Here is an 18,842-nt window from a genome sequence, read left to right as displayed (position 1 = left end):
GAAGCGGACGCGGAAGCAGAATCTGGGGCGGAGGGACTCAGGCCGCCGCCGACAGGGCGACGCCCGCCTCGTCGTACCGCGCCAGCAGCAGCCGCGCCAGCTCCGGGGACGGCCCGAGCACGTCCGCGAGGACGTCGGCGCCGGCGGCGCCCTCCGCGATGCGGTCCGGCAGGCGGCCCGGCGCGATGACGTACGGCGCGACGGCCACCCGGCGCACCCCGTCCTCCCGCAGGGCCCGCACCGCGTCCTCGGTGCGGGGAAGGGATGCGGAGGCGAACGCAGGCCGCACGGCGCACCAACCGGTGTGCCGCAGCTCCCGCGCCATTTCAGCGATCACTGCGCTCGCCTCCGGGTCGGTGGAGCCCGCCGAGGCCAGGACGACCCCGGTCGAGCCCTTGTCGGCGGGCGTGAGGCCCGCCTCGTACAGCCGCCGCTCCAGCGCCGCCACCAGCAGCGGCGAGGGCCCCAGCACGGGGGCCTGCCGGATCCGCAGGGAGGGCGGGGCCTCCCGCAGGACGGCGGGGATGTCCGCCTTGGCGTGGAAGGCGCGGGTCAGCAGCAGCGGGAGGGCCACCACATCGCGTACGCCCTCCGCGGCCAGCCGCTCCAGGACGGCCGTCACCGACGGCACGTTGAAGTCCAGGAACGCCGTCTCCACCCGCACGTCCGGCCGCAGGCCGCCCGCCCGCCGCACCAGGGCGTGCACGGTCGCGGCGTGCCGCGGGTCGCGGCTGCCGTGGGCGATGACGACGAGGACCGGCGCGACGGGGCTGCCCCCGGACAAAGTCCGGGGGAGCTTCCTCGCACGGGCGGTGGCGGGCGACGGGAGGGCGGGACGGGTCATGGCGGGACGCTCAGCTCTTGACGAGGAGACCGCGGCGGCGCAGCACCGCCCGCTCCAGGGGGCTGAAGATCAGCAGGTCGATGGCGATGCCGACGATCAGGATCAGCAGGATCGCCAGGAAGATGCCGGGCATGTCGATGTTGTTGCGGCCGTTCTCCAGCAGCTGCCCGAGCCCCAGACCCAGTTCGGGCGAGGACGCGATGATCTCGGCGGCCATCAGCGAGCGCCACGAGAAAGCCCAGCCCTGCTTCAGGCCCGCCAGGTACCCCGGCAGCGCGGCCGGCATCACCACGTGCCAGGCGCCCCGCAGACCGGTCGCGCCGAGCGTCCGGCCGGCCCGCAGGAACAGCGGCGGCACCTGGTCCACGCCGGACACCAGGCCGTTGGCGATCGACGGCACGGCACCCAGCAGGATCACCGCGTACATCATCGAGTCGTTGAGGCCCAGCCACAGCACGGCCGGCGCCACCCAGGCCACCGACGGCAGCGACTGCAGACCCGACAGGATCGGGCCGATCGCCGCCCGCACGAACCGCACCCGGGCCACCAGCAGCCCCAGCGGCGTACCGATGGCCAGCGCCATCACGAAGCCGAGCAGCGCCCGGGACACGCTGGTCCACAGCACGTCCAGCAGCGTGCCCTCCAGCCACATGGTGGTCAGGCTGTCCCACACGGCGGCCGGCGGCGGGAGCTTGTACTCGTCGGTGACCCGCGCCCAGACCAGGAGCTGCCACACCACCAGCACCAGCCCGACGGCCACCAGCGGGGGCAGGACCTTGCGGAGCAGCACCTCCCGCACCGGCGTCCGGCGCACCTGCACCGCGTCCAGCGCGTCGAGTCCCGCCTCCAGGCCGGCCAGGTCGTCCGTCTTGGCGACGGCCTCGGTCGTCGTCTCAGTGCTGCCCATGACGGCGGATCTCCCCACGCAGTTCTTCGGTGATCTCGACGGACAGCTCCGCCACGGCGGCGTCCTCGATGCGGCGCGGCTGAGGGATGCCGATCTCCCACTCGCGGGCGATCCGCCCCGGCCGGGAGGACAGCAGCACCACGCGCTCGGCCAGCCGCACCGCCTCGCGCACGTTGTGCGTGACGAACAGCACCGACAGCCGCGTCTCGCGCCAGATGCGCGTCAGCTCGTCGTGCAGCACGTCCCGGGTGATCGCGTCGAGCGCCGCGAACGGCTCGTCCATCAGCAGCAGGTCGCTGTCCTGCGCCAGCGCCCGCGCCAGGGCCACCCGCTGGCGCATGCCGCCGGACAGCTCGTGCACCCGCTTCCCGTACGCCCCGGTGAGCCGCACCAGTTCCAGCAGCCGCTCCGCCTCGCCGCGCCGGTCGTTCTTCGGCACGCCGCGCAGCCGCAGCGCCAGCTCGATGTTCTTGCCGGCCGTCAGCCAGGGGAACAGCGCGTGCTCCTGGAACATCAGCGCCGGCCGGCCGCCGGGGGTCTCGATGGACCCCGCGGTCGGCCGGTCGAGCCCCGCCACGAGGTTCAGGAGCGTGGACTTGCCGCACCCCGAGGCCCCCAGGAGGGTGACGAACTCGCCCGGGGCGACATCGAGCGAGATGTCGTCGAGCACGAGCTGCTGTCCGGTCGGTCCGGGGTAGGACTTCGAGACGTGCTCGATCCGGGCCGCGTGGCTCACCGCGACGCGGTCCTCGGCCTTGGCGAAGGTCGTGGCCATGGTCGTCACCTCCTGGGAACGGGAACTGGGCTGCTGCGCGGACTACTTGACGCCGAGGCCGGCGTCGGCGACCGGGGGCCTGCCCTCGGCCTTGAGGACCTTGTTGAGCGGCCCGAGGTCGTAGATGCCCTTCAGGTCGGGCTTCTCCAGGAGGCCGGCGGCCACCGCGTGGTCGGCCTGCGCCTGCAGGGTCGCGGCCAGCGGGTCGTCGATGAACTGGATCGACGGCCACGCCGGGTCGATGACCTTGTCACCCAGGGGCTTGCCGGTGAGCGCCTTGAGCCGGGCGTTGGCGGAGGCCTTCGCCTTCTCCGGGTTGGCGTTGATCCACGCGTTGGTCTTGACCGACCCGCGCAGCACCGCCTCCACGACGTCCGGGTGCGCCTTCAGGAACTTCTGCGACACGATGATGTTCGTGATCACGAACTTCTTGTCCGGCCACAGGGACGACTCGTCGAGGAGCACCTTGGCACCCTCGCTGACCAGCTTGGACGCGGTCGGCTCCGGGACCCAGGCACCGTCGATGGAACCGGACTTGTAGGCGTCCGGGGCGACCTTGTTCTCGGTGCGGACCACCGAGACGTCGCCCTTGCCGCTCTGGGCGTCGACCTTCCAGCCGCGCTCCTTGATCCAGTTGAGGAACGCGACGTCCTGGGTGTTGCCGTGCTGCGGGGTGGCGATCCTCTTGCCCTTGAGGTCGTCCAGGGTCTTGATCTTGTCGGGGTTCACGACCAGCTTCACGCCGCCGGACGCGGAGCCGCCGATGATCCGCAGGTTCTTGCCCTGGGACTTGACGTAGCCGTTGATCGCGGGGGAGGGGCCGATGAAGCCGATGTCGATCGACTCGGCGTTGAGCGCCTCGATCTCGGAGGGGCCGGCGTTGAAGGTCGACACCTTCAGCTCGGTGCCGCCCAGCTCCTTCTGGATGATGCCTTCCTGGTCGCCCACCAGGGCGGTGGCGTGGGTGAGGTTGGGGAAGTACCCGAGCCTCACCTGGCCGGCGGAGAGCTTCTCGCCCTCGGCCGCCACCTTCTTCTCGTCCTGGGTGGCCTTGGAGCCGTAGCCGCAGGAGGCGAGCACGCCGATCAGCAGCGGCAGGGCCGCGGCGGCGGCGACGGAACGGCGCAGGGTGGTACGGGAGGCAGGCACGGAGGTGTATCCCCTCGGTTCAGGGTGTTCGGGATCTTCGTCGGTGATGCGCGTGGCGCGGGTACGGCTTCGGGAGGGCGCACGGCAGGTGCGCGGGCGTCAGCCGGCACATCGCGCCACACCCCCGGTCCCCGCGCCGAGGGCGCCGCTGCCTACCCGGCCGCCCTCCTTCGCGAAGGTCGCGTAGACGTCGGTCATCATCAGAAGTCCCAGCCCTCGTCGTCCTGCGGGGCGGCGGGAGCCGTGGCGGCGGCGAACGCGTCGCCCGCCATGCCGGCGGCCAGCGTGGTGCCGTCCGCCGGGTCGATCAGCAGGAACGAGCCGGTGCGCCGGGAGTCGGCGTACGTGTCGAGCGCCAGCGGCTCGGCGGTGCGCACCACGACGCGGCCGATGTCGTTGGCGACCAGCTGCCCGGGCGCCGGGTGCTGGGACAGGTCGTCCAGCGTCAGCCGGGACGGGATGTCCTTGACGATCGCCTTGACGGTACGGGTGGTGTGCTTCAGCAGCACCCGCTGACCCACCGCCAGGGGCTGGTCCGCCACGTGGCACACCGTCGCCACGACGTCCTGCGTGGTCGCCGGTGCGTCACCGGCCGGGGCGATCAGGTCGCCGCGCGAGATGTCGATGTCGTCGGCCAGCCGGATCGTCACCGACTGCGGCGCCCACGCGATGTCCACGCTCTCGCCGAGCGCGTCGATCGCCGTGATGGTGCTGGTACGGCCGGACGGCAGCACGGTGACCGGCTCGCCAACCCGGAAGGCACCGGCCGCGATCTGGCCCGCGTACCCCCGGTAGTCCGGGTGCTCGGCGGTCTGCGGGCGGATCACGTACTGCACCGGGAAGCGGGCGTGGCAGGCCGTCAGGTCGTGGCTGACCGGGACGGTCTCCAGGTGCTCCAGGACCGTCGGGCCGCCGTACCAGTCCATGTTGGCGGACGGCTCCACCACGTTGTCGCCGGCCAGCGCCGAGATGGGGATCGCGGTGATCTCCGGGACGCCCAGCTCCGAGGCGTACGTGGTGAACTCCTCGGCGATCGCCGCGAAGACCGGCTCCGCGTAGTCGACGAGGTCCATCTTGTTGACGGCCAGCACCACGTGCGGCACGCGCAGCAGCGCGGCCACCGCGGCGTGCCGGCGGGTCTGCTCGACCACGCCGTTGCGGGCGTCGACCAGCACCACGGCCAGCTCGGCGGTGGAGGCGCCGGTGACCATGTTGCGGGTGTACTGCACGTGGCCCGGCGTGTCGGCCAGGATGAACCGGCGCCGCGGCGTGGCGAAGTAGCGGTAGGCGACGTCGATGGTGATGCCCTGCTCCCGCTCGGCCCGCAGGCCGTCGGTGAGCAGCGCCAGGTCGGGGGCGTCCTGGCCGCGGCTCAGGGACGCGGCCTCGACGGCCTCCAGCTGGTCGGCCAGCACCGACTTGGAGTCGTGCAGCAGCCGGCCCACCAGGGTGGACTTTCCGTCGTCGACGGACCCGGCGGTCGCGAAACGCAGCAGGGTGGTGGCCGACAGGTCGGCGAGCTGCTCGCTCGTGGTGCTCATGTCTAGAAGTACCCTTCGCGCTTGCGGTCTTCCATCGCGGCCTCGGACAGCTTGTCGTCGGCGCGGGTGGCGCCCCGCTCGGTGAGGCGGGAGGCGGCGATCTCGGCGATCACGGCCTGGAGCGTGGTGGCGTCGGAGTCGACGGCGCCGGTGCAGGACATGTCGCCGACCGTGCGGTAGCGGATCAGCCGCTTCTCCACCGGCTCGGTGTCCTTCGGGCCGCCCCATTCGCCGGCCGTGAGCCACATGCCGTTGCGGGAGAACACCTCACGCTCGTGCGCGAAGTAGATCTGCGGCAGCTCGATGCCCTCGCGCTCGATGTACTGCCACACGTCCAGCTCGGTCCAGTTCGACAGCGGGAACACCCGCACGTGCTCACCGGGCGCGTGCCGGCCGTTGTACAGCTGCCACAGTTCGGGCCGCTGACGGCGCGGGTCCCACTGCGAGAACTCGTCCCGCAGCGAGAACACCCGCTCCTTGGCCCGCGCCTTCTCCTCGTCGCGCCGCCCGCCGCCGAACACGGCGTCGAAGCGGTGCTCCTGGATGGCCTCGGTCAGCGGCACGGTCTGCAGCGGGTTGCGGGTGCCGTCCGGGCGCTCCTTGAGGACACCGCGGTCGATGTAGTCCTGCACGGAGGCGACGTGCAGGCGCAGCCCGTACTTCTCGACCGTACGGTCGCGGTACTCGATGACCTCGGGGAAGTTGTGCCCGGTGTCGACGTGCAGCAGCGAGAACGGCACCGGGGCCGGCGCGAACGCCTTCAGCGCCAGGTGCAGCATCACGATCGAGTCCTTGCCGCCGGAGAAGAGCACCACCGGCCGCTCGAACTCGCCCGCCACCTCGCGGAAGATGTGCACGGCCTCGGACTCCAGCGAGTCCAGGTGCGACAGCGCGAACGGGCTGTCGGTGTCTTCGTGGACGTTGGCCACGGTGGTCATGCTGCGTCCCCTTCGTGAGCTTCTCCGCCCGCGTGGCGCGAAGGTGCGGGCATCGTTGCTGTCTGCGGCTCGGCGGCCGCGCGTGCGACGCTCACAGGAGTCCCCTCTCGGTCAGCAGGGCGTGGACCGCCGCGGCGGACTCCTGCACGGTCTGGTTCTGGGACTCGATCCGCAGGTCCGGCGTCTCCGGCTCCTCGTACGGGTCGTCCACGCCCGTCAGCCCGCTGATCTCGCCCGCGGCCTGCTTGGCGTACAGCCCCTTCACGTCCCGCACGGAGCACACCTCCACCGGAGTGGCGACGTGCACCTCGACGTACGGGGTGCCCTCCCGCTGGTGGCGCTTGCGCACGGCCTCGCGGCTGTCCGCGTACGGGGCGATGACCGGCACCAGGACGTGCACGCCGTTCGACGCCAGCAGCTCGGCGACGAAGCCGATCCGCTGCACGTTGGTGTGCCGGTCCTCACGGCTGAACCCGAGGCCCGCCGAGAGGAACTCGCGGATCTCGTCGCCGTCGAGCACCTCGACCCGGCGGCCCGCGGCGCGCAGCCGGTCCGCCAGTTCGTAGGCGATGGTGGTCTTGCCGGCGCTCGGCAGCCCGGTGAGCCAGATGGTGGCCCCAGTCACGTTCTCTTCTCCCACAGTCGTCATCAGCCGTGCAGCCCGCACTCGGTCTTCGCCCGGCCCGCCCAGCGGCCGGCCCGCGCGTCCTCGCCCTCCAGCACCCGGCGCGTGCAGGGCGCGCAGCCGACGGAGGCGTACCCGTCCATCAGCAGCGGGTTGGTGAGGACGCCGTGCTCGGCGACGTACGCGTCCACGTCGTCCTGCGTCCAGCGGGCGATCGGCGAGATCTTGACCTTGCGGCGCTTCTCGTCCCAGCCGACCACCGGGGTGCCGGCCCGGGTCGGGGACTCGTCGCGGCGCAGCCCGGTCGCCCACGCGTCGTACCCGGTCAGACCCTCCTCGAGGGGCTTGACCTTGCGCAGCGCGCAGCACAGGTCCGGGTTCCGGTCGTGCAGCCGGGGGCCGTACTCGGCGTCCTGCTCGGCGACCGTCTGCCGCGGGGTCAGCGTGATGACGTTGACGTCCATCACGGCCTCGACCGCGTCCCTGGTCCCGATGGTCTCGGGGAAGTGGTAGCCGGTGTCGAGGAAGACGACGTCGACGCCGGGCATGACCCGGGAGGCGAGGTGCGCGACGACCGCGTCCTCCATGGAGGAGGTGACGCAGAAGCGCGGGCCGAAGGTGTCGGCGGCCCACTTGAGGATCTCCGGGGCGGACGCCTCCTCGAGGTCGCGCCCCGCCCGCTCGGCGAGCGCCTTGAGCTCTTCCCTGCCGCGAACCGCCGTCATATCGCTTCCCCTCCACCGTCGTTGCGCCGAAGACCCCGGGCCAGCAGCCCGAGGAACTTCAGCTGGAAGGCCCGATTGCACGCCCCGCATTCCCAGGCGCCGTGTCCCTGCTCGCCGGGGCGCAGGTCCTCGTCGCCGCAGTACGGGCAGTGGAACGGTGCCGCGCGCTCGCTCATGCCGTGCCGCCCCTCGTCTCGTCCGCCGCGCTCACGACAGGGCCTCTTCCGGTGCGCGGGCCGCCCAGGTGGCGAAGCGCTCGCCGTCCTCGCGCTGCTCCTGGAAGCGGCCCAGGACCCGCTCGATGTAGTCGGGCAGTTCGGCGGCGGTGACCTTCAGGCCGCGGACCTTGCGGCCGAAGCCCGCCTCCAGGCCGAGCGCACCGCCCAGGTGGACCTGGTAGCCCTCCACCTGGTTGCCCGCGTCGTCGAGGACCAGCTGGCCCTTGAGACCGATGTCCGCCACCTGGATGCGCGCGCAGGCGTTGGGGCAGCCGTTGATGTTGATGGTGATCGGCTCGTCGAAGTCGGGGATGCGGCGCTCCAGCTCGTCGATCAGCGACGCGCCGCGCGCCTTGGTCTCGACGATCGCGAGCTTGCAGAACTCGATGCCGGTGCAGGCCATCGTGCCGCGCCGGAACGGTGACGGCTTGACCTGGAGGTCCAGCGCCTCCAGCCCCGCGACCAGCGACTCGACCTGGGCCTCGTCGACGTCGAGGACGAGCATCTTCTGCTCGGCGGTGGTCCGCAGCCGGCCGGAGCCGTGCGCCTCGGCCACCTCGGCGATCTTGGTGAGCGTGGCGCCGTCGACACGGCCGACGCGCGGCGCGAAGCCGACGTAGAACCGGCCGTCCTTCTGCCGGTGCACGCCCACGTGGTCACGCCACTGCTGTACGGGCTGCTCGGGAGCGGGGCCGTCGACCAGCGCGCGGCCCAGGTACTCGTCCTCCAGCACCTTGCGGAACTTCTCCGCGCCCCAGTCGGCGACGAGGAACTTCAGGCGGGCGCGGTTGCGCAGCCGGCGGTAGCCGTAGTCGCGGAAGATCGAGATGACGCCCTCGTACACGTCCGGGACCTCGTCGAGCGGCACCCACGCGCCGAGCCGCACACCGATCTTGGGGTTGGTGGAGAGGCCGCCGCCGACCCAGAGGTCGAAGCCGGGGCCGTGCTCGGGGTGGTGCACACCGACGAAGGCGATGTCGTTGATCTCGTGCGCCACGTCGAGCAGCGGCGAGCCGGAGATCGCCGACTTGAACTTGCGGGGCAGGTTGGAGAAGTCCTTGTTGCCGACGATCCGGCGCTGGATCTCGTCGATGGCGGGGGTGCCGTCGATGATCTCGTCCTCGGCGATGCCGGCCACCGGCGAGCCGAGGATGACGCGCGGGGTGTCGCCGCACGCCTCGGTGGTGGAGAGCCCCACGGCCTCCAGCCGGTTCCAGATCTCGGGCACGTCCTCGATCCGGATCCAGTGGTACTGCACGTTCTGCCGGTCCGTGATGTCGGCCGTGCCGCGCGCGAACTCCTGCGAGATCTCCCCGATGACGCGCAGCTGCTCGGTGGTCAGCCGGCCGCCGTCGATGCGGACGCGCAGCATGAAGTACTCGTCGTCCAGCTCCTCCGGCTCCAGGATCGCGGTCTTGCCGCCGTCGATCCCGGGCTTGCGCTGGGTGTAGAGGCCCCACCACCGCATCCTGCCCCGCAGGTCGTTGGGGTCGATCGAGTCGAAGCCGGCCTTGGAGTAGATCGTCTCAATACGTGTCCGAACGTTGAGACCGTCGTCGTCCTTCTTGAACTGCTCGTTGCCGTTGAGGGGCGTGAAGTGGCCCACGGCCCACTGGCCTTCGCCGCGGTGACGCCCGGTCTTGCGACGGGCGGTGGCGGAGGCGGGCTTCTCAGGGGTGGCGGCCATGACGATACGTCCTTCGGGACTGCAGGAGGGCGGCTCTGACCTGCACACTCGCGCGCTGAGCAGGGTGTGGCGCGGCGGTGCGCTGGGGGTTCAGAAATTCGGGGGATCGCGGTGGTGCTGGGCTGATCAGCTCACCGGACAGATGGCGCTGGACATGCGGCCGAGGTCGACGTGCCGCCGACTCACCAAGGCAATTCCAGCTCGAGACATGACGGAAGCGTGCCACGGGACTTTGGACCCAGTCCAGGTTCGTCCGCGATATGGACACCAGTGTCCCGCATCGTGGACAGCTGTGGTGTGGGTCACGTGCGGGACGGCGTCGGCCCCCGCCGGCGCGGCGGGGGCCGACGGGCCGCGAGGGGTCAGCGGGCGCCCGCGCCGGGCCACGGCCCGGGGGCGGCCGACTCCGGCTCCTCCGACACCTCGGTGCCGAAGAGCGTGAAGCCGCGACGCCGATAGTTCCCCATCGCGTGCTCCCCGTCCAGCGAGCAGGTGTGCAGCCACACCCGCTTGGTCGGGGCCCGCCCCGGCCAGCGGTCGGCCAGGTCCCAGGCGCGCGCGGTCCCGTACGACAGCAGGTGCCCGCCGATGCCCCGGCCCCGGAACGCCGGTATCAGCCCGAAGTAGACGATCTCGACCACCCCGTCCTCCTGCGGGTCCAGCTCCACGTACCCCGCGGGCGTCCCGCGGTCGTACGCCACCCAGATCTCCGCCCCCGGCCGCTCGACGATCTCCCGCCACTGGGCGTACGTCAGCCCCAGCCGGTCCGTCCAGCGGACGTCGCCGCCCACCGCCGTATAGAGGAAGCGGGCGAACTCGGGCGAGGGCACCTCCGCGCGGACGATCCGCACGTCACCGGGGGGCGCGGCGGCGGGCCGCAGATCGTCGGGCGAGGTCTGTTCGAGGGACCAGGTGGTCACGGTGATGCTCATGCGCCCAAGCGAACCACGTGCCCGCGCGCCGAGGCGATCAGGACCCGGCGCCCTCTCCCGCCCCGGCCCTCGCCCCGGCCCTCGTCCCGTCCTTCTCCCCGGCCCCGTCCGCCGCCCCCGCCCCGCCGCCCCGCGACGCGCGCACCGCGGGGGCCGTGGAGTGGGGGAGCAGGTCGGCCGGATCCCCGGGGCCGACCACCTCCACCCGAACCTCCTCGCGGAACCGGTAGGGGCGGTGCTCCAGCACACCCGCGAGAGTGCGGCGCACCCGGGACATCTCCGCCCGGACCGTCACCGCACGCGTACGGTCCCCGAACACGTCGTACGCCAGCTCCGCCGCCGTGCGCCCGCCCCGGTGCAGCGCCAGCACGTACAGCAGCTCGGTGTGGCGCGGACTCAGCTCCTGCGTCCAGCTGCCCGCCGCCCCCGACACCTCCAGCGACCAGCGGCGCGGCCGGCTCACGTCCAGCACCACCCGGCTCGCCGCGGCGGCCTCCCGCGCCTCCTCGTCCACCACCCGCAGCAGCCACCCGCCCGGCAGCGGCTCCGCGTCGCACATGCCCAGCGACGGCAGCCACACCCGGCCCGCCCGGAACGACGCCGGCAACGGCAGCCGGTCCACCGGCGGCATCCCCGTCACACCGGCCAGCCAGCCGTGCCCGTCCACCGCCAGCGCCCTGCCCCCCACCCGGCACAGGACCGGCGCGGCCACCGCCCGCAGCCGCGCCAGCTCCGTGAGGTGCCGGTTGCGCAGCTCCGCCTCCGCCAGCCGCGCGACCGAACGCACCAGCATCAGCGTCGCCGGGTGCATCGTCGCCAGCGGCCCGCTCACGTCCACCGCGCCCAGCAGCGTCCCGTCCCGCGGATCGGTGAGCGGAGCGCCCGCGCACGTCCACGAGTGGTGCGTCGCGACGAAGTGCTCCGCCGAGTGCACCTGCACCGGCCGGCGGGCCACCAGCGCGGTGCCCACCCCGTTCGTGCCCACCGTCGACTCCGCCCAGTCCGCGCCCGGCTCGAACCCGTGCCCGTCCGCCTTGCGCAGCACGCTCGCGCTGCCCTCGCGCCACAGCACCCGGCCCTCGGCGTCGGCCACCACCATGATGTGCCGCACCGCGTCGGACACCGCCGAGCACGACACCAGGCCCTCCCGCAGCACCGGCAGCAACTCCGCCAGCGGCGACGCCGCACGACGCCGCTCGATCTCCGCCGGCGGCAACAGCCCCGACCGGTGGTCCCGCTCCGGATCGACGCCCCTGCGCAGCATCCGCTGCCACGACTCGCCGATCTCCGCGCGCGGCGCCAGCGGGGGCCGCCCGCCCCTCAGCGCCGCCTCCCGCACCCCCTTGAGCAGCAGCGCCGCCTCGCGCGTGTCCATCGCGGCGAGCCGCGCCATGTCGACCGTCGCCTGACGCACCGGTTCTCCCCGCTGCCGCTGTCGCCGCCCCACCCGGTGGCTGGTCCGTGTCACCCCATCCTCCCCTGCCCGCGGGCGGCCCGCCGCCGGCATCGCCCACGGCGGTGCAACCCTTTGCAACTCTCGCGGCCGCTCCCCGCCCCGTAGGAAAGTGGTACGGCGACGGGATGGTGCCGTGTCGGCGCAGCACCATCCCAGCCGCTCTCCGGGCGCGGGCCGAACGGACACACGGCCCGCGCCCACCTTCCCTCTCCCGCGGCGCGGTCACCGCCCGCCAGGGTCAGACGACCGCCCGCGCCCGCTCCACCACCGACGCCAGGTCCAGGGTGTGCGGCAGCGTGCCGAACGCCGCCCCCCAGTCCCCGCCGAGCCGCGACGCGCAGAACGCGTCCGCCACCGCCGGCGGCGCCCACCGCACCAGCAGCGACCCCTGGAGCACCAGGGCCATCCGCTCCACCAGCCGCCGCGCCCGCGCCTCGACGCCTTCCAGGTCGGCCAGCTCGGCCAGCAGGTCCTTGATCGCCCCGTCCAGCCGGTGGTCCGCGCCCCGCGCCCCGCCGACCTCCTCGAGGAAGGCGTTCAGCGCCTGGGGCTCCCGCTGGAGCGCCCGCAGCACGTCCAGCGCCTGGACGTTGCCCGACCCCTCCCAGATGGAGTTCAGCGGGGACTCGCGCAGCAGCCGGGGCATCCCGGACTCCTCCACGTACCCGTTGCCGCCCAGGCACTCCAGCGCCTCCGCCGTCACCGGCGTGCACCGCTTCGTCACCCAGTACTTGGCCGCGGGCACCGCCAGGCGCAGGAACGCCCGGTCCTGCTCGCCGTCGCTGTCGTACGCGGCCGCCAGCCGCATCGCCAGGACCGTCGCCGCCTCCGACTCCAGCGCCAGGTCGGCCAGGACGTTGCGCATCAGCGGCTTGTCGATCAGGAGACCGCCGAACGCGCCGCGGTACGCGGCATGGTGCACCGCCTGCGCCACCGCCTGCCGCATCAGCGCCGCCGAACCCACCACGCAGTCCAGCCGGGTCGCCGCCACCATCTCGATGATGGTGCGCACCCCGCGGCCCTCCTCGCCCACCCGGCGCGCCCACGTCCCGTCGAACTCGACCTCGCTCGACGCGTTCGACCGGTTGCCGAGCTTGTCCTTCAGCCGCTGGATCCGGAACACGTTCCGCTCGCCGCCCTCCAGCACCCGCGGCACCAGGAAGCACGTCAGGCCCCCGGGCGCCTGCGCCAGCACCAGGAAGGCGTCGGACATGGGAGCCGAGCAGAACCACTTGTGACCCGTCAGGACGTACGCGTCGCCCCCCTCCACAGGGGTCGCCGTCGTCGTGTTCGCCCGTACGTCGCTGCCGCCCTGCTTCTCCGTCATGCCCATCCCGAAGAGCACACCGGACTTGTCCGCGGCCGGGCGTGTCGTCTCCTCGCCCTCGTAGATCTGCGACGTCAGCTTCGGCTCCCACTCGGCGGCCAGCGCCGGGTCGGTGCGCAGCGCGGGGACGGCGGCGTGCGTCATCGACAGCGGGCAGCCGTGCCCGGCCTCGGTCTGCGTCCACACCAGGAACCCGGCGGCGCGCCGCACGTGACCACCCGGCCGGCCCCAGGCGTTGGTGAGCCCGTTGGTCACCGCGTGGCCGAGGAGCCGGTGCCAGGCGGGGTGGAAGTCGACCTGGTCGATCCGGTGGCCGTACCGGTCGTGGGTGCGCAGCTTCGGCGGGTTCTCGTTGGCGAGGAAACCCCACTCCTGCGCCTGGACGGAACCGGCGGTCGTGCCGAGCGACGAGAGCTCCCGGCGGGCGTCGTCGAGGAGGTCGAGCGGAAGGTGACGCTCCACGGCCTCGGTGAGCACATGATCGGCGGTGAAGACGTCGTACCCGACCAGGGGCGGAGGCTGGTTGGTCACTGTGTGGGTGGTGGTCGCCATGCGGATACGGTAAGGAGGTGCAGGCAGCAAATGAAACACCCCCGGGGCCTCCTCGGCCACCGGGCAGACTCCACCGGGCCCGGGCCCTCTACCGCAACGTGTCGAAGCGGAGGATGGCCTGGCTGCTCCTGAAGGACACCGTCAATTCGTGCATCGAGTACCGGATCCTCGGTCTCGCCGCCGAGGCGGCCTTCTTCACCCTCCTGTCGCTGCCGCCCCTGATGCTGGGCCTCCTCGGCCTCCTCGGCTACATCGACGACTGGACCGACACCACCACCGTCGCCTCCATCGAGCGCAACATCCTCGGAGCGGTCGGCACGGTCCTGTCCGACCGGGGCGTCAACGACATCGCGCGGCCGCTGCTGGCGGACGTCACCCACGGCGGCCGGCCCGACATCATCTCGATCGGTTTCGCCATCGCCCTGTGGTCCGGTTCGCGGGCGGTCAACGTCTTCATCGACACCATCACGGTGATGTACGGCCTGGACGGCCACCGCGGCATCGTGGCCACACGGCTGCTGGCCTTCCTGCTCTACATCGTCGCCCTGATAATCGGAGCGGTCGTCCTGCCACTGGCGGTGGTCGGCCCGGACCGGGTGGTGGAACTGGTCCCCTGGGGCACCGAGGTCGTCTCCGTCCTGTACTGGCCGGTGATGATCCTGTTGTCCATCGCCTTCCTCACCACCCTTTACCACGTGTCCGTCCCGGTGCGGTCCCCGTGGATCGAGGACGTCCCCGGCGCGCTGGTGGCCCTCGCCATGTGGGTGCTCGGCAGCTTCCTGCTGCGCATCTACCTCACCAGTACCGTCGAGGGCCCCACGATCTACGGCTCGCTCGCCGCGCCCATCGCGGTCCTGCTGTGGATCGGCATTTCGGCGTTCGCGGTCCTGGTGGGCGCGGCGGTGAACGCGGCGATCGACCGCGTGTGGCCGTCGGTCGCCACCGCGGCCGCCCGCGCCGAGAACGAGCGCGCCCGCACCGCCGAGGCGGCGGCCCTGGTCGCCCGGGCCAAGGCGGCGGTCGAGGGCCTGGACGACCTCGACCCCGACATGCCCTCGGAGTTCCCCGAGCGCTGGTCGCGGTTCCTGCCCCCGGACGACGTGAAGTCCCGGCTGCACACCGCGAAGGACAAGGAACGCGAACGCGACAAGGAGCGCGAACGCGCCAGGGAACGGGGCCGGGAGCGGGACCGGGACGCCGGCCGGGACGTCGGCCGGGACCGGGACGCTGATCGCGGCCCTGACGGCGACCGGGGCCGGGAAGGGGACGGCGACCGGAACGGGCACCGGCACCGGGGCGGCTCCGTCTAGCCTGGACGGGTGTACGAGGAACGGCCCTCACGGCTCGACGGCGCGGTCGTCCGGACCCGTACCGGCGGGCCCGCGCCCCGATCCGTTGCTGCGGGCGGTCGTCGACGGGCTGAGCGCCGGGTGGACCGTCGCCCGCGCCGCCGACGCCGTCGGGCTCGGCGCCCGGCAGCTGCACCGGCGGTCGCTGGACGCCTTCGGGTACGAGCCCAAGACCCTGGCCCGGGTGCTGCGCCTCCAGTGCGCCCTCGCGCTCGTACGGTCGGGGCTGCCGTACGCCGTGGCGGCAGTCGAGGCGGGCTGCGCCGACCAGGCGCATCTCGCGCGTGAGACGCGGGCCCTGGCCGGCACCACGCTCAGCGCCTACACCGCGTCGCTCGCGCCGCTCCCGGCCGCCGGGGCTGCACCCGTGCCGCCGGCCGCGCCCGTGTCCGGGCCGGCGTCCGCCAAGAGGGACACCCCGCAGCCGTCCGGGTCCAGCACCACCGCGTAGCGCTGGCCCCACACCGCGTCCCACGGCTCCAGGTGGCCCCGGTGCCCGGCGGCGACCAGCGCCTCGCGTGCCACCGGGCAGGGGGGCCTCCATGTGCGGGGCGGTGCCGGCGCCGGCCGGGACGTCAGGCCGAGGCGGCGGTAGAAGGCGAGGGAGGCGGCCATGTCGGAGACGACGAGGCCGATCGCGTCGAGTCGGGCGCAGTCCATGCCCGACGCCAGGGCGCTCCCCGGGGGCGGGTCTTGAACGGATCGGACGCCGGCGGACGTCACCGGACCGTCATGGTCCGCCGTGGCCGCCGTGCGCGACACTGACCGGATGCGGAAGATCCTCGTCGTCGACGACGACCCCACCGTCTCCGAGGTCGTCACGAACTACCTGGAACGGGCCGGGTTCGCGGTCGTGGGGGCGGCCGACGGCCCGGAAGCACTGCGCCTCGCCGCCGAGCACCGGCCCGACCTCGTGGTCCTCGACCTGATGCTGCCCGGCACGGACGGCCTGGAGGTGTGCCGCACCCTGCGCGGCCGGGGGCCGGTGCCGGTCATCATGCTCACGGCGCGCGGTGCCGAGGAGGACCGCGTCCTGGGCCTGGAGGTCGGCGCCGACGACTACGTGACCAAGCCGTTCAGCCCCCGCGAACTGGTCCTGCGCGTCGAGTCCGTGCTGCGCCGGGGCGCCGCCGCCCCGCCGGCGGGCGGACCGGTGAGCGGGGGCGGCATCACCCTGGACCCGGCCGCCCGCACGGCCACCCGGGACGGCCGGGAACTGTCCCTGACGCTGCGCGAGTTCGACCTGCTCGCCCACCTGCTCCGCCACCCGGGCCGGGCGCACAGCAGGGAGGAGCTGATGCGCGAGGTGTGGGGCTGGGAGTTCGGCGACCTGTCGACCGTCACGGTCCATGTGCGGCGGCTGCGCGGGAAGGTCGAGGACGACCCGGCCGACCCCCGGCTCATCCGCACCGTGTGGGGAGTCGGGTACCGCTTCGAGGCGGGCGGCTCCGGCGGGGCGGGCGACCCCGGCCGAGTGGGCGGCCCCCGCCGGGAGGGCAGCGAGGATGCGTGACCTGCTGCTGATCGCGGGGTACGCCTTCGCCGGCGCGTCCGCCGCGGGGCTCGCCGGCGCCCTGGTCCTGCGCGCCCTGCGCCACAGGTCGGTCGCGGTCTCGCTGACGGTTGTCGCCGCCGTCACGGTGACCGCCATGCTGGCGGGCACCCTGACCGTCTGCGAGGCGATGTTCCTGGAGCCGCACGACTTCTCCGTGGTCAGCACCGTCGTCGCCATGGCCGCGGTGGTGTCGCTGGCCACGGCGCTGGTGCTGGGCCGCTGGGTCGTCGCCCGCAGCCGTGACCTGACCCTCGCCGCCCGGTCGTTCGGCGAGGGCGGGAGCTTCGCCGCACCCGGCGGCGCGGCCACCGCGGAACTGGCCGCGCTCAGCCGCGAACTCGCCGCCACCAGCGCCCGGCTGGCCGCGTCGCGCGAACGCGAGCGGGCCCTGGAGGCCTCCCGGCGCGACCTCGTCGCCTGGATCTCGCACGACCTGCGCACCCCCCTCGCGGGCGTGCGGGCCATGTCGGAGGCGCTGGAGGACGGTGTCGCGCCGGACCCGCAGCGCTACTTCCGGCAGATCCGCACCGAGGTCGACCGGTTGAACGCCATGGTCGGCGACCTGTTCGAGCTGTCCCGCATCCACGCCGGCACGCTGGCACTCGCCCCGTCCCGGATCTCCGTGTACGACCTGGTCGGCGAGGCGCTGGCGGGCGCGGACCCGCTCGCCCGGGAGCTGGGCGTCCGGCTGGTCGGCGAACGGGTCGACGCCGTACCGGTCGAGGTGGACGGCCGGGAGATGACCCGGGTGCTGGCCAACCTCCTGGTGAACGCCATCCGCCGCACCCCGCCCGACGGCACGGTCGCCGTCGCCGCCGAGCGGCGCGCCGGGGAGGTGGTCCTCTCCGTCACCGACGGCTGCGGCGGCATCCCGGAGGACGACCTGCCCCGGGTGTTCGACACCGGCTGGCGCGGCACCGCCGCCCGCACCCCGCCGGCCGGCGCGGGCCTGGGCCTCGCCATCGTGCGCGGCATCGTGGAGGCGCACGAGGGCCGCGCGGGCGTGCGCAACGTCCGGGGCGGCTGCCGGTTCGAGGTGACGCTGCCGGCGGCCCCGGGGACGTAAGACTTCCGTCATCGGATCACCGGCTCCGGCCTGCCCCGTTCCGCGTTGAATGGGGACAGGACACCTTTGGTTCGAGGAGGCAGCGGTGACACGCGTACGACGGTCGACGGTCCGCAGGGTGATGCTCGGCGCGCTGGTGCCGGTGCTGGTGGCGGTGGGCCTCGGGCTCTACTGGTTCCAGCCCTGGAAGCTGTGGGAGGACCGGACGGTGAGCGAGGCCGTGCCGCCGGCCGTTCCCTCCGCCGCGCCCGCCGACCCCTCGGCGGCCCCCTCGGCCCGCCCCTCCCGGCCCGCCGCGCCGCGGACGGTCGCCACCGGCACGCTGATCAGCCACGAACACGGCACCACCGGCACGGTCCGGGTGCTGGAGCCGGCCGACGGGCCCATGATCCTGCGCATCGAGAACCTCGACACCAGCAACGGCCCCGATCTGAAGGTCTGGGTCACCGACGCCCCCGTCCGCGAGGGCAGGGCGGGCTGGCACGTCTTCGACGACGGCGCCCACCTCGACCTCGGCGACCTGAAGGGCAACAAGGGCGACCAGAACTACGAACTGCCCGTCGGCTTCGACCCGAAGAAGTACACCAGCGTCAGCATCTGGTGCGACCGCTTCGACGTCTCCTTCGGCGCCGCGACCCTCACCGCAGTGTAATGATAAGGTAAAGAAGATCCTTTCTTCTTGCCCGCCGGCACCGCCGGCACCACACGCGGAGGGGCGATCATGGGTACGCGCCGCACCCCACTGCCCGGCGTCGGGACGCAGTTCGACTTCACCACCGAGGCGGGGCAGCACATCTCCGTCGTCGTCCACCACGACGGCCGCCGGTTCCTCGGCTTCTACCGTGCGGACGACCCCGACACCTGCCAGGCCTCCGTCCCCCTCACCCCCGAGGAGGCCACCGGCCTGGCCCATCTGATCGACCCCGCGCCGATGGACGCCATCCGCACCGACGGCCTGGACCTCGTCACCGAGCACATACCCGTCGGCAGCCGCTCGCCCTACGGAGGGCGGCTGCTCGGCGACACCAGGGCCCGTACCCGCACGGGTGCCTCCATCGTCGCCGTGCTGCGCCGCACCAGCGTCCACCCGTCCCCCGGACCGGAGTTCCGGCTCGCCACCGGGGACACCCTCGTCGCCGTCGGCACCCGCGAGGGCGTCGACGCCCTCGCCGGCATCGTCGCGGGGGACTGACGGC

Annotated in this window: 19 protein-coding genes and 2 pseudogenes; 6 read left to right on the top strand and 15 right to left on the bottom strand. The window is 73.2% G+C overall.

Annotated features, from left to right (window positions below):
• Positions 1-37: 37 nt before the first annotated feature.
• The 14 genes from A4V12_RS08995 to A4V12_RS08940 all read right to left on the bottom strand — a co-directional run bounded on the left by A4V12_RS08995 (position 38) and on the right by A4V12_RS08940 (position 13,676).
• Positions 38-844, bottom strand: coding sequence for a sirohydrochlorin chelatase (locus A4V12_RS08995; RefSeq protein WP_079136919.1), 807 nt, complete (start codon positions 842-844; stop codon positions 38-40).
• Positions 845-854: 10 nt separating this feature from the next.
• Positions 855-1,751, bottom strand: coding sequence for an ABC transporter permease (locus A4V12_RS08990; protein ID WP_064068717.1), 897 nt, complete (start codon positions 1,749-1,751; stop codon positions 855-857).
• Positions 1,738-2,526, bottom strand: coding sequence for an ABC transporter ATP-binding protein (locus A4V12_RS08985; RefSeq protein ID WP_064068716.1), 789 nt, complete (start codon positions 2,524-2,526; stop codon positions 1,738-1,740). Before A4V12_RS08985 ends, A4V12_RS08990 begins: the two co-directional genes overlap by 14 nt.
• A gap of 42 nt (positions 2,527-2,568) precedes the next feature.
• Positions 2,569-3,675: an aliphatic sulfonate ABC transporter substrate-binding protein gene (locus A4V12_RS08980; RefSeq protein ID WP_064068715.1), complete on the bottom strand. Its 1,107-nt coding sequence runs from the start codon at positions 3,673-3,675 to the stop codon at positions 2,569-2,571.
• Between the two features lie 200 nt (positions 3,676-3,875).
• A complete protein-coding gene (locus tag A4V12_RS08975; protein WP_064068714.1) occupies positions 3,876-5,216 on the bottom strand; it encodes a sulfate adenylyltransferase subunit 1 in 1,341 nt (446 codons plus the stop codon).
• A gap of 2 nt (positions 5,217-5,218) precedes the next feature.
• A complete protein-coding gene (gene cysD / locus A4V12_RS08970; RefSeq protein ID WP_064068713.1) occupies positions 5,219-6,154 on the bottom strand; it encodes a sulfate adenylyltransferase subunit CysD in 936 nt (311 codons plus the stop codon).
• A gap of 91 nt (positions 6,155-6,245) precedes the next feature.
• Positions 6,246-6,803: an adenylyl-sulfate kinase gene (cysC, locus tag A4V12_RS08965; RefSeq protein WP_079136918.1), complete on the bottom strand. Its 558-nt coding sequence runs from the start codon at positions 6,801-6,803 to the stop codon at positions 6,246-6,248.
• Entirely contained in the window at positions 6,803-7,504 is a 702-nt protein-coding gene (locus A4V12_RS08960; RefSeq protein WP_064068711.1) for a phosphoadenylyl-sulfate reductase, read from the bottom strand. The genes cysC and A4V12_RS08960 overlap by 1 nt, the downstream gene beginning before the upstream one ends.
• A complete protein-coding gene (locus A4V12_RS34515) occupies positions 7,501-7,680 on the bottom strand; it encodes a hypothetical protein (protein WP_079136917.1) in 180 nt (59 codons plus the stop codon). The genes A4V12_RS08960 and A4V12_RS34515 overlap by 4 nt, the downstream gene beginning before the upstream one ends.
• Positions 7,681-7,711: 31 nt before the next feature.
• A complete protein-coding gene (locus tag A4V12_RS08955; RefSeq protein WP_064068710.1) occupies positions 7,712-9,409 on the bottom strand; it encodes a nitrite/sulfite reductase in 1,698 nt (565 codons plus the stop codon).
• A gap of 126 nt (positions 9,410-9,535) precedes the next feature.
• Positions 9,536-9,619, bottom strand: coding sequence for a putative leader peptide (locus A4V12_RS39710; protein WP_312846103.1), 84 nt, complete (start codon positions 9,617-9,619; stop codon positions 9,536-9,538).
• Positions 9,620-9,771: 152 nt separating this feature from the next.
• A complete protein-coding gene (locus A4V12_RS08950) occupies positions 9,772-10,341 on the bottom strand; it encodes a GNAT family N-acetyltransferase (protein ID WP_064068709.1) in 570 nt (189 codons plus the stop codon).
• 37 nt (positions 10,342-10,378) lie between these two features.
• Positions 10,379-11,734, bottom strand: coding sequence for a GAF domain-containing protein (locus tag A4V12_RS08945; protein WP_064068827.1), 1,356 nt, complete (start codon positions 11,732-11,734; stop codon positions 10,379-10,381).
• 301 nt (positions 11,735-12,035) lie between these two features.
• The gene (locus A4V12_RS08940; RefSeq protein WP_064068708.1) at positions 12,036-13,676 is read right to left on the bottom strand and encodes an acyl-CoA dehydrogenase family protein; all 1,641 of its coding nucleotides are present in this window, start codon (positions 13,674-13,676) and stop codon (positions 12,036-12,038) included.
• A 17-nt stretch (positions 13,677-13,693) separates the two neighbouring features.
• Between A4V12_RS08940 and A4V12_RS08935 the strand changes: the two genes are divergently transcribed.
• Positions 13,694-14,986: a YihY/virulence factor BrkB family protein gene (locus A4V12_RS08935; protein ID WP_064068707.1), complete on the top strand. Its 1,293-nt coding sequence runs from the start codon at positions 13,694-13,696 to the stop codon at positions 14,984-14,986.
• Positions 14,987-15,053: 67 nt separating this feature from the next.
• A pseudogene (locus A4V12_RS34510) lies at positions 15,054-15,351 on the top strand (helix-turn-helix domain-containing protein); the annotation flags it as partial.
• Here A4V12_RS34510 and A4V12_RS38430 read toward each other — a convergent pair.
• A pseudogene (locus tag A4V12_RS38430) lies at positions 15,347-15,673 on the bottom strand (hypothetical protein); the annotation flags it as partial. The pseudogenes A4V12_RS34510 and A4V12_RS38430 sit on opposite strands and share 5 nt — an antisense overlap.
• A gap of 121 nt (positions 15,674-15,794) precedes the next feature.
• Between A4V12_RS38430 and A4V12_RS08925 the strand changes: the two are divergent.
• The 4 genes from A4V12_RS08925 to A4V12_RS08910 all read left to right on the top strand — a co-directional run bounded on the left by A4V12_RS08925 (position 15,795) and on the right by A4V12_RS08910 (position 18,838).
• Positions 15,795-16,538 (top strand): response regulator transcription factor, encoded by a 744-nt coding sequence (locus A4V12_RS08925; protein WP_079136936.1) that lies wholly within the window; start codon positions 15,795-15,797, stop codon positions 16,536-16,538.
• Positions 16,531-17,646 carry a sensor histidine kinase gene (locus A4V12_RS08920; RefSeq protein WP_064068706.1) on the top strand — a complete coding sequence of 372 codons (1,116 nt, stop codon included), beginning with the start codon at positions 16,531-16,533 and terminating at the stop codon, positions 17,644-17,646. The genes A4V12_RS08925 and A4V12_RS08920 overlap by 8 nt, the downstream gene beginning before the upstream one ends.
• An 85-nt stretch (positions 17,647-17,731) precedes the next feature.
• Positions 17,732-18,298: a DM13 domain-containing protein gene (locus tag A4V12_RS08915; protein ID WP_064068705.1), complete on the top strand. Its 567-nt coding sequence runs from the start codon at positions 17,732-17,734 to the stop codon at positions 18,296-18,298.
• A 69-nt stretch (positions 18,299-18,367) separates the two neighbouring features.
• Positions 18,368-18,838, top strand: coding sequence for a cation:proton antiporter regulatory subunit (locus tag A4V12_RS08910; RefSeq protein WP_064068704.1), 471 nt, complete (start codon positions 18,368-18,370; stop codon positions 18,836-18,838).
• The last annotated feature ends 4 nt before the right edge of the window (positions 18,839-18,842 follow it).

This window comes from Streptomyces noursei, assembly GCF_001646665.1.
Classification (GTDB): domain Bacteria; phylum Actinomycetota; class Actinomycetes; order Streptomycetales; family Streptomycetaceae; genus Streptomyces; species Streptomyces lavendulocolor.
The sequence above is the reverse complement of the archived record's forward strand: the minus strand, read 5'-3'. Positions and strand labels throughout refer to the sequence as shown.

What these genes read in the sequence shown, in the direction of transcription:
- A4V12_RS08985 (WP_064068716.1), bottom strand. Translation starts at nt 2,526, where the DNA reads ATGGCCACGACCTTCGCCAAGGCCGAGGACCGCGTCGCGGTGAGCCAC.
- cysC (WP_079136918.1), bottom strand. Translation starts at nt 6,803, where the DNA reads ATGACGACTGTGGGAGAAGAGAACGTGACTGGGGCCACCATCTGGCTC.
- A4V12_RS08950 (WP_064068709.1), bottom strand. Translation starts at nt 10,341, where the DNA reads ATGAGCATCACCGTGACCACCTGGTCCCTCGAACAGACCTCGCCCGAC.
- A4V12_RS08975 (WP_064068714.1), bottom strand. Translation starts at nt 5,216, where the DNA reads ATGAGCACCACGAGCGAGCAGCTCGCCGACCTGTCGGCCACCACCCTG.
- A4V12_RS08925 (WP_079136936.1), top strand. Translation starts at nt 15,795, where the DNA reads ATGCGGAAGATCCTCGTCGTCGACGACGACCCCACCGTCTCCGAGGTC.
- A4V12_RS08910 (WP_064068704.1), top strand. Translation starts at nt 18,368, where the DNA reads ATGGGTACGCGCCGCACCCCACTGCCCGGCGTCGGGACGCAGTTCGAC.
- A4V12_RS08995 (WP_079136919.1), bottom strand. Translation starts at nt 844, where the DNA reads ATGACCCGTCCCGCCCTCCCGTCGCCCGCCACCGCCCGTGCGAGGAAG.
- A4V12_RS08960 (WP_064068711.1), bottom strand. Translation starts at nt 7,504, where the DNA reads ATGACGGCGGTTCGCGGCAGGGAAGAGCTCAAGGCGCTCGCCGAGCGG.
- cysD (WP_064068713.1), bottom strand. Translation starts at nt 6,154, where the DNA reads ATGACCACCGTGGCCAACGTCCACGAAGACACCGACAGCCCGTTCGCG.
- A4V12_RS08990 (WP_064068717.1), bottom strand. Translation starts at nt 1,751, where the DNA reads ATGGGCAGCACTGAGACGACGACCGAGGCCGTCGCCAAGACGGACGAC.
- A4V12_RS08920 (WP_064068706.1), top strand. Translation starts at nt 16,531, where the DNA reads ATGCGTGACCTGCTGCTGATCGCGGGGTACGCCTTCGCCGGCGCGTCC.
- A4V12_RS08940 (WP_064068708.1), bottom strand. Translation starts at nt 13,676, where the DNA reads ATGGCGACCACCACCCACACAGTGACCAACCAGCCTCCGCCCCTGGTC.
- A4V12_RS34515 (WP_079136917.1), bottom strand. Translation starts at nt 7,680, where the DNA reads ATGAGCGAGCGCGCGGCACCGTTCCACTGCCCGTACTGCGGCGACGAG.
- A4V12_RS08945 (WP_064068827.1), bottom strand. Translation starts at nt 11,734, where the DNA reads ATGGCGCGGCTCGCCGCGATGGACACGCGCGAGGCGGCGCTGCTGCTC.
- A4V12_RS08955 (WP_064068710.1), bottom strand. Translation starts at nt 9,409, where the DNA reads ATGGCCGCCACCCCTGAGAAGCCCGCCTCCGCCACCGCCCGTCGCAAG.
- A4V12_RS39710 (WP_312846103.1), bottom strand. Translation starts at nt 9,619, where the DNA reads ATGTCTCGAGCTGGAATTGCCTTGGTGAGTCGGCGGCACGTCGACCTC.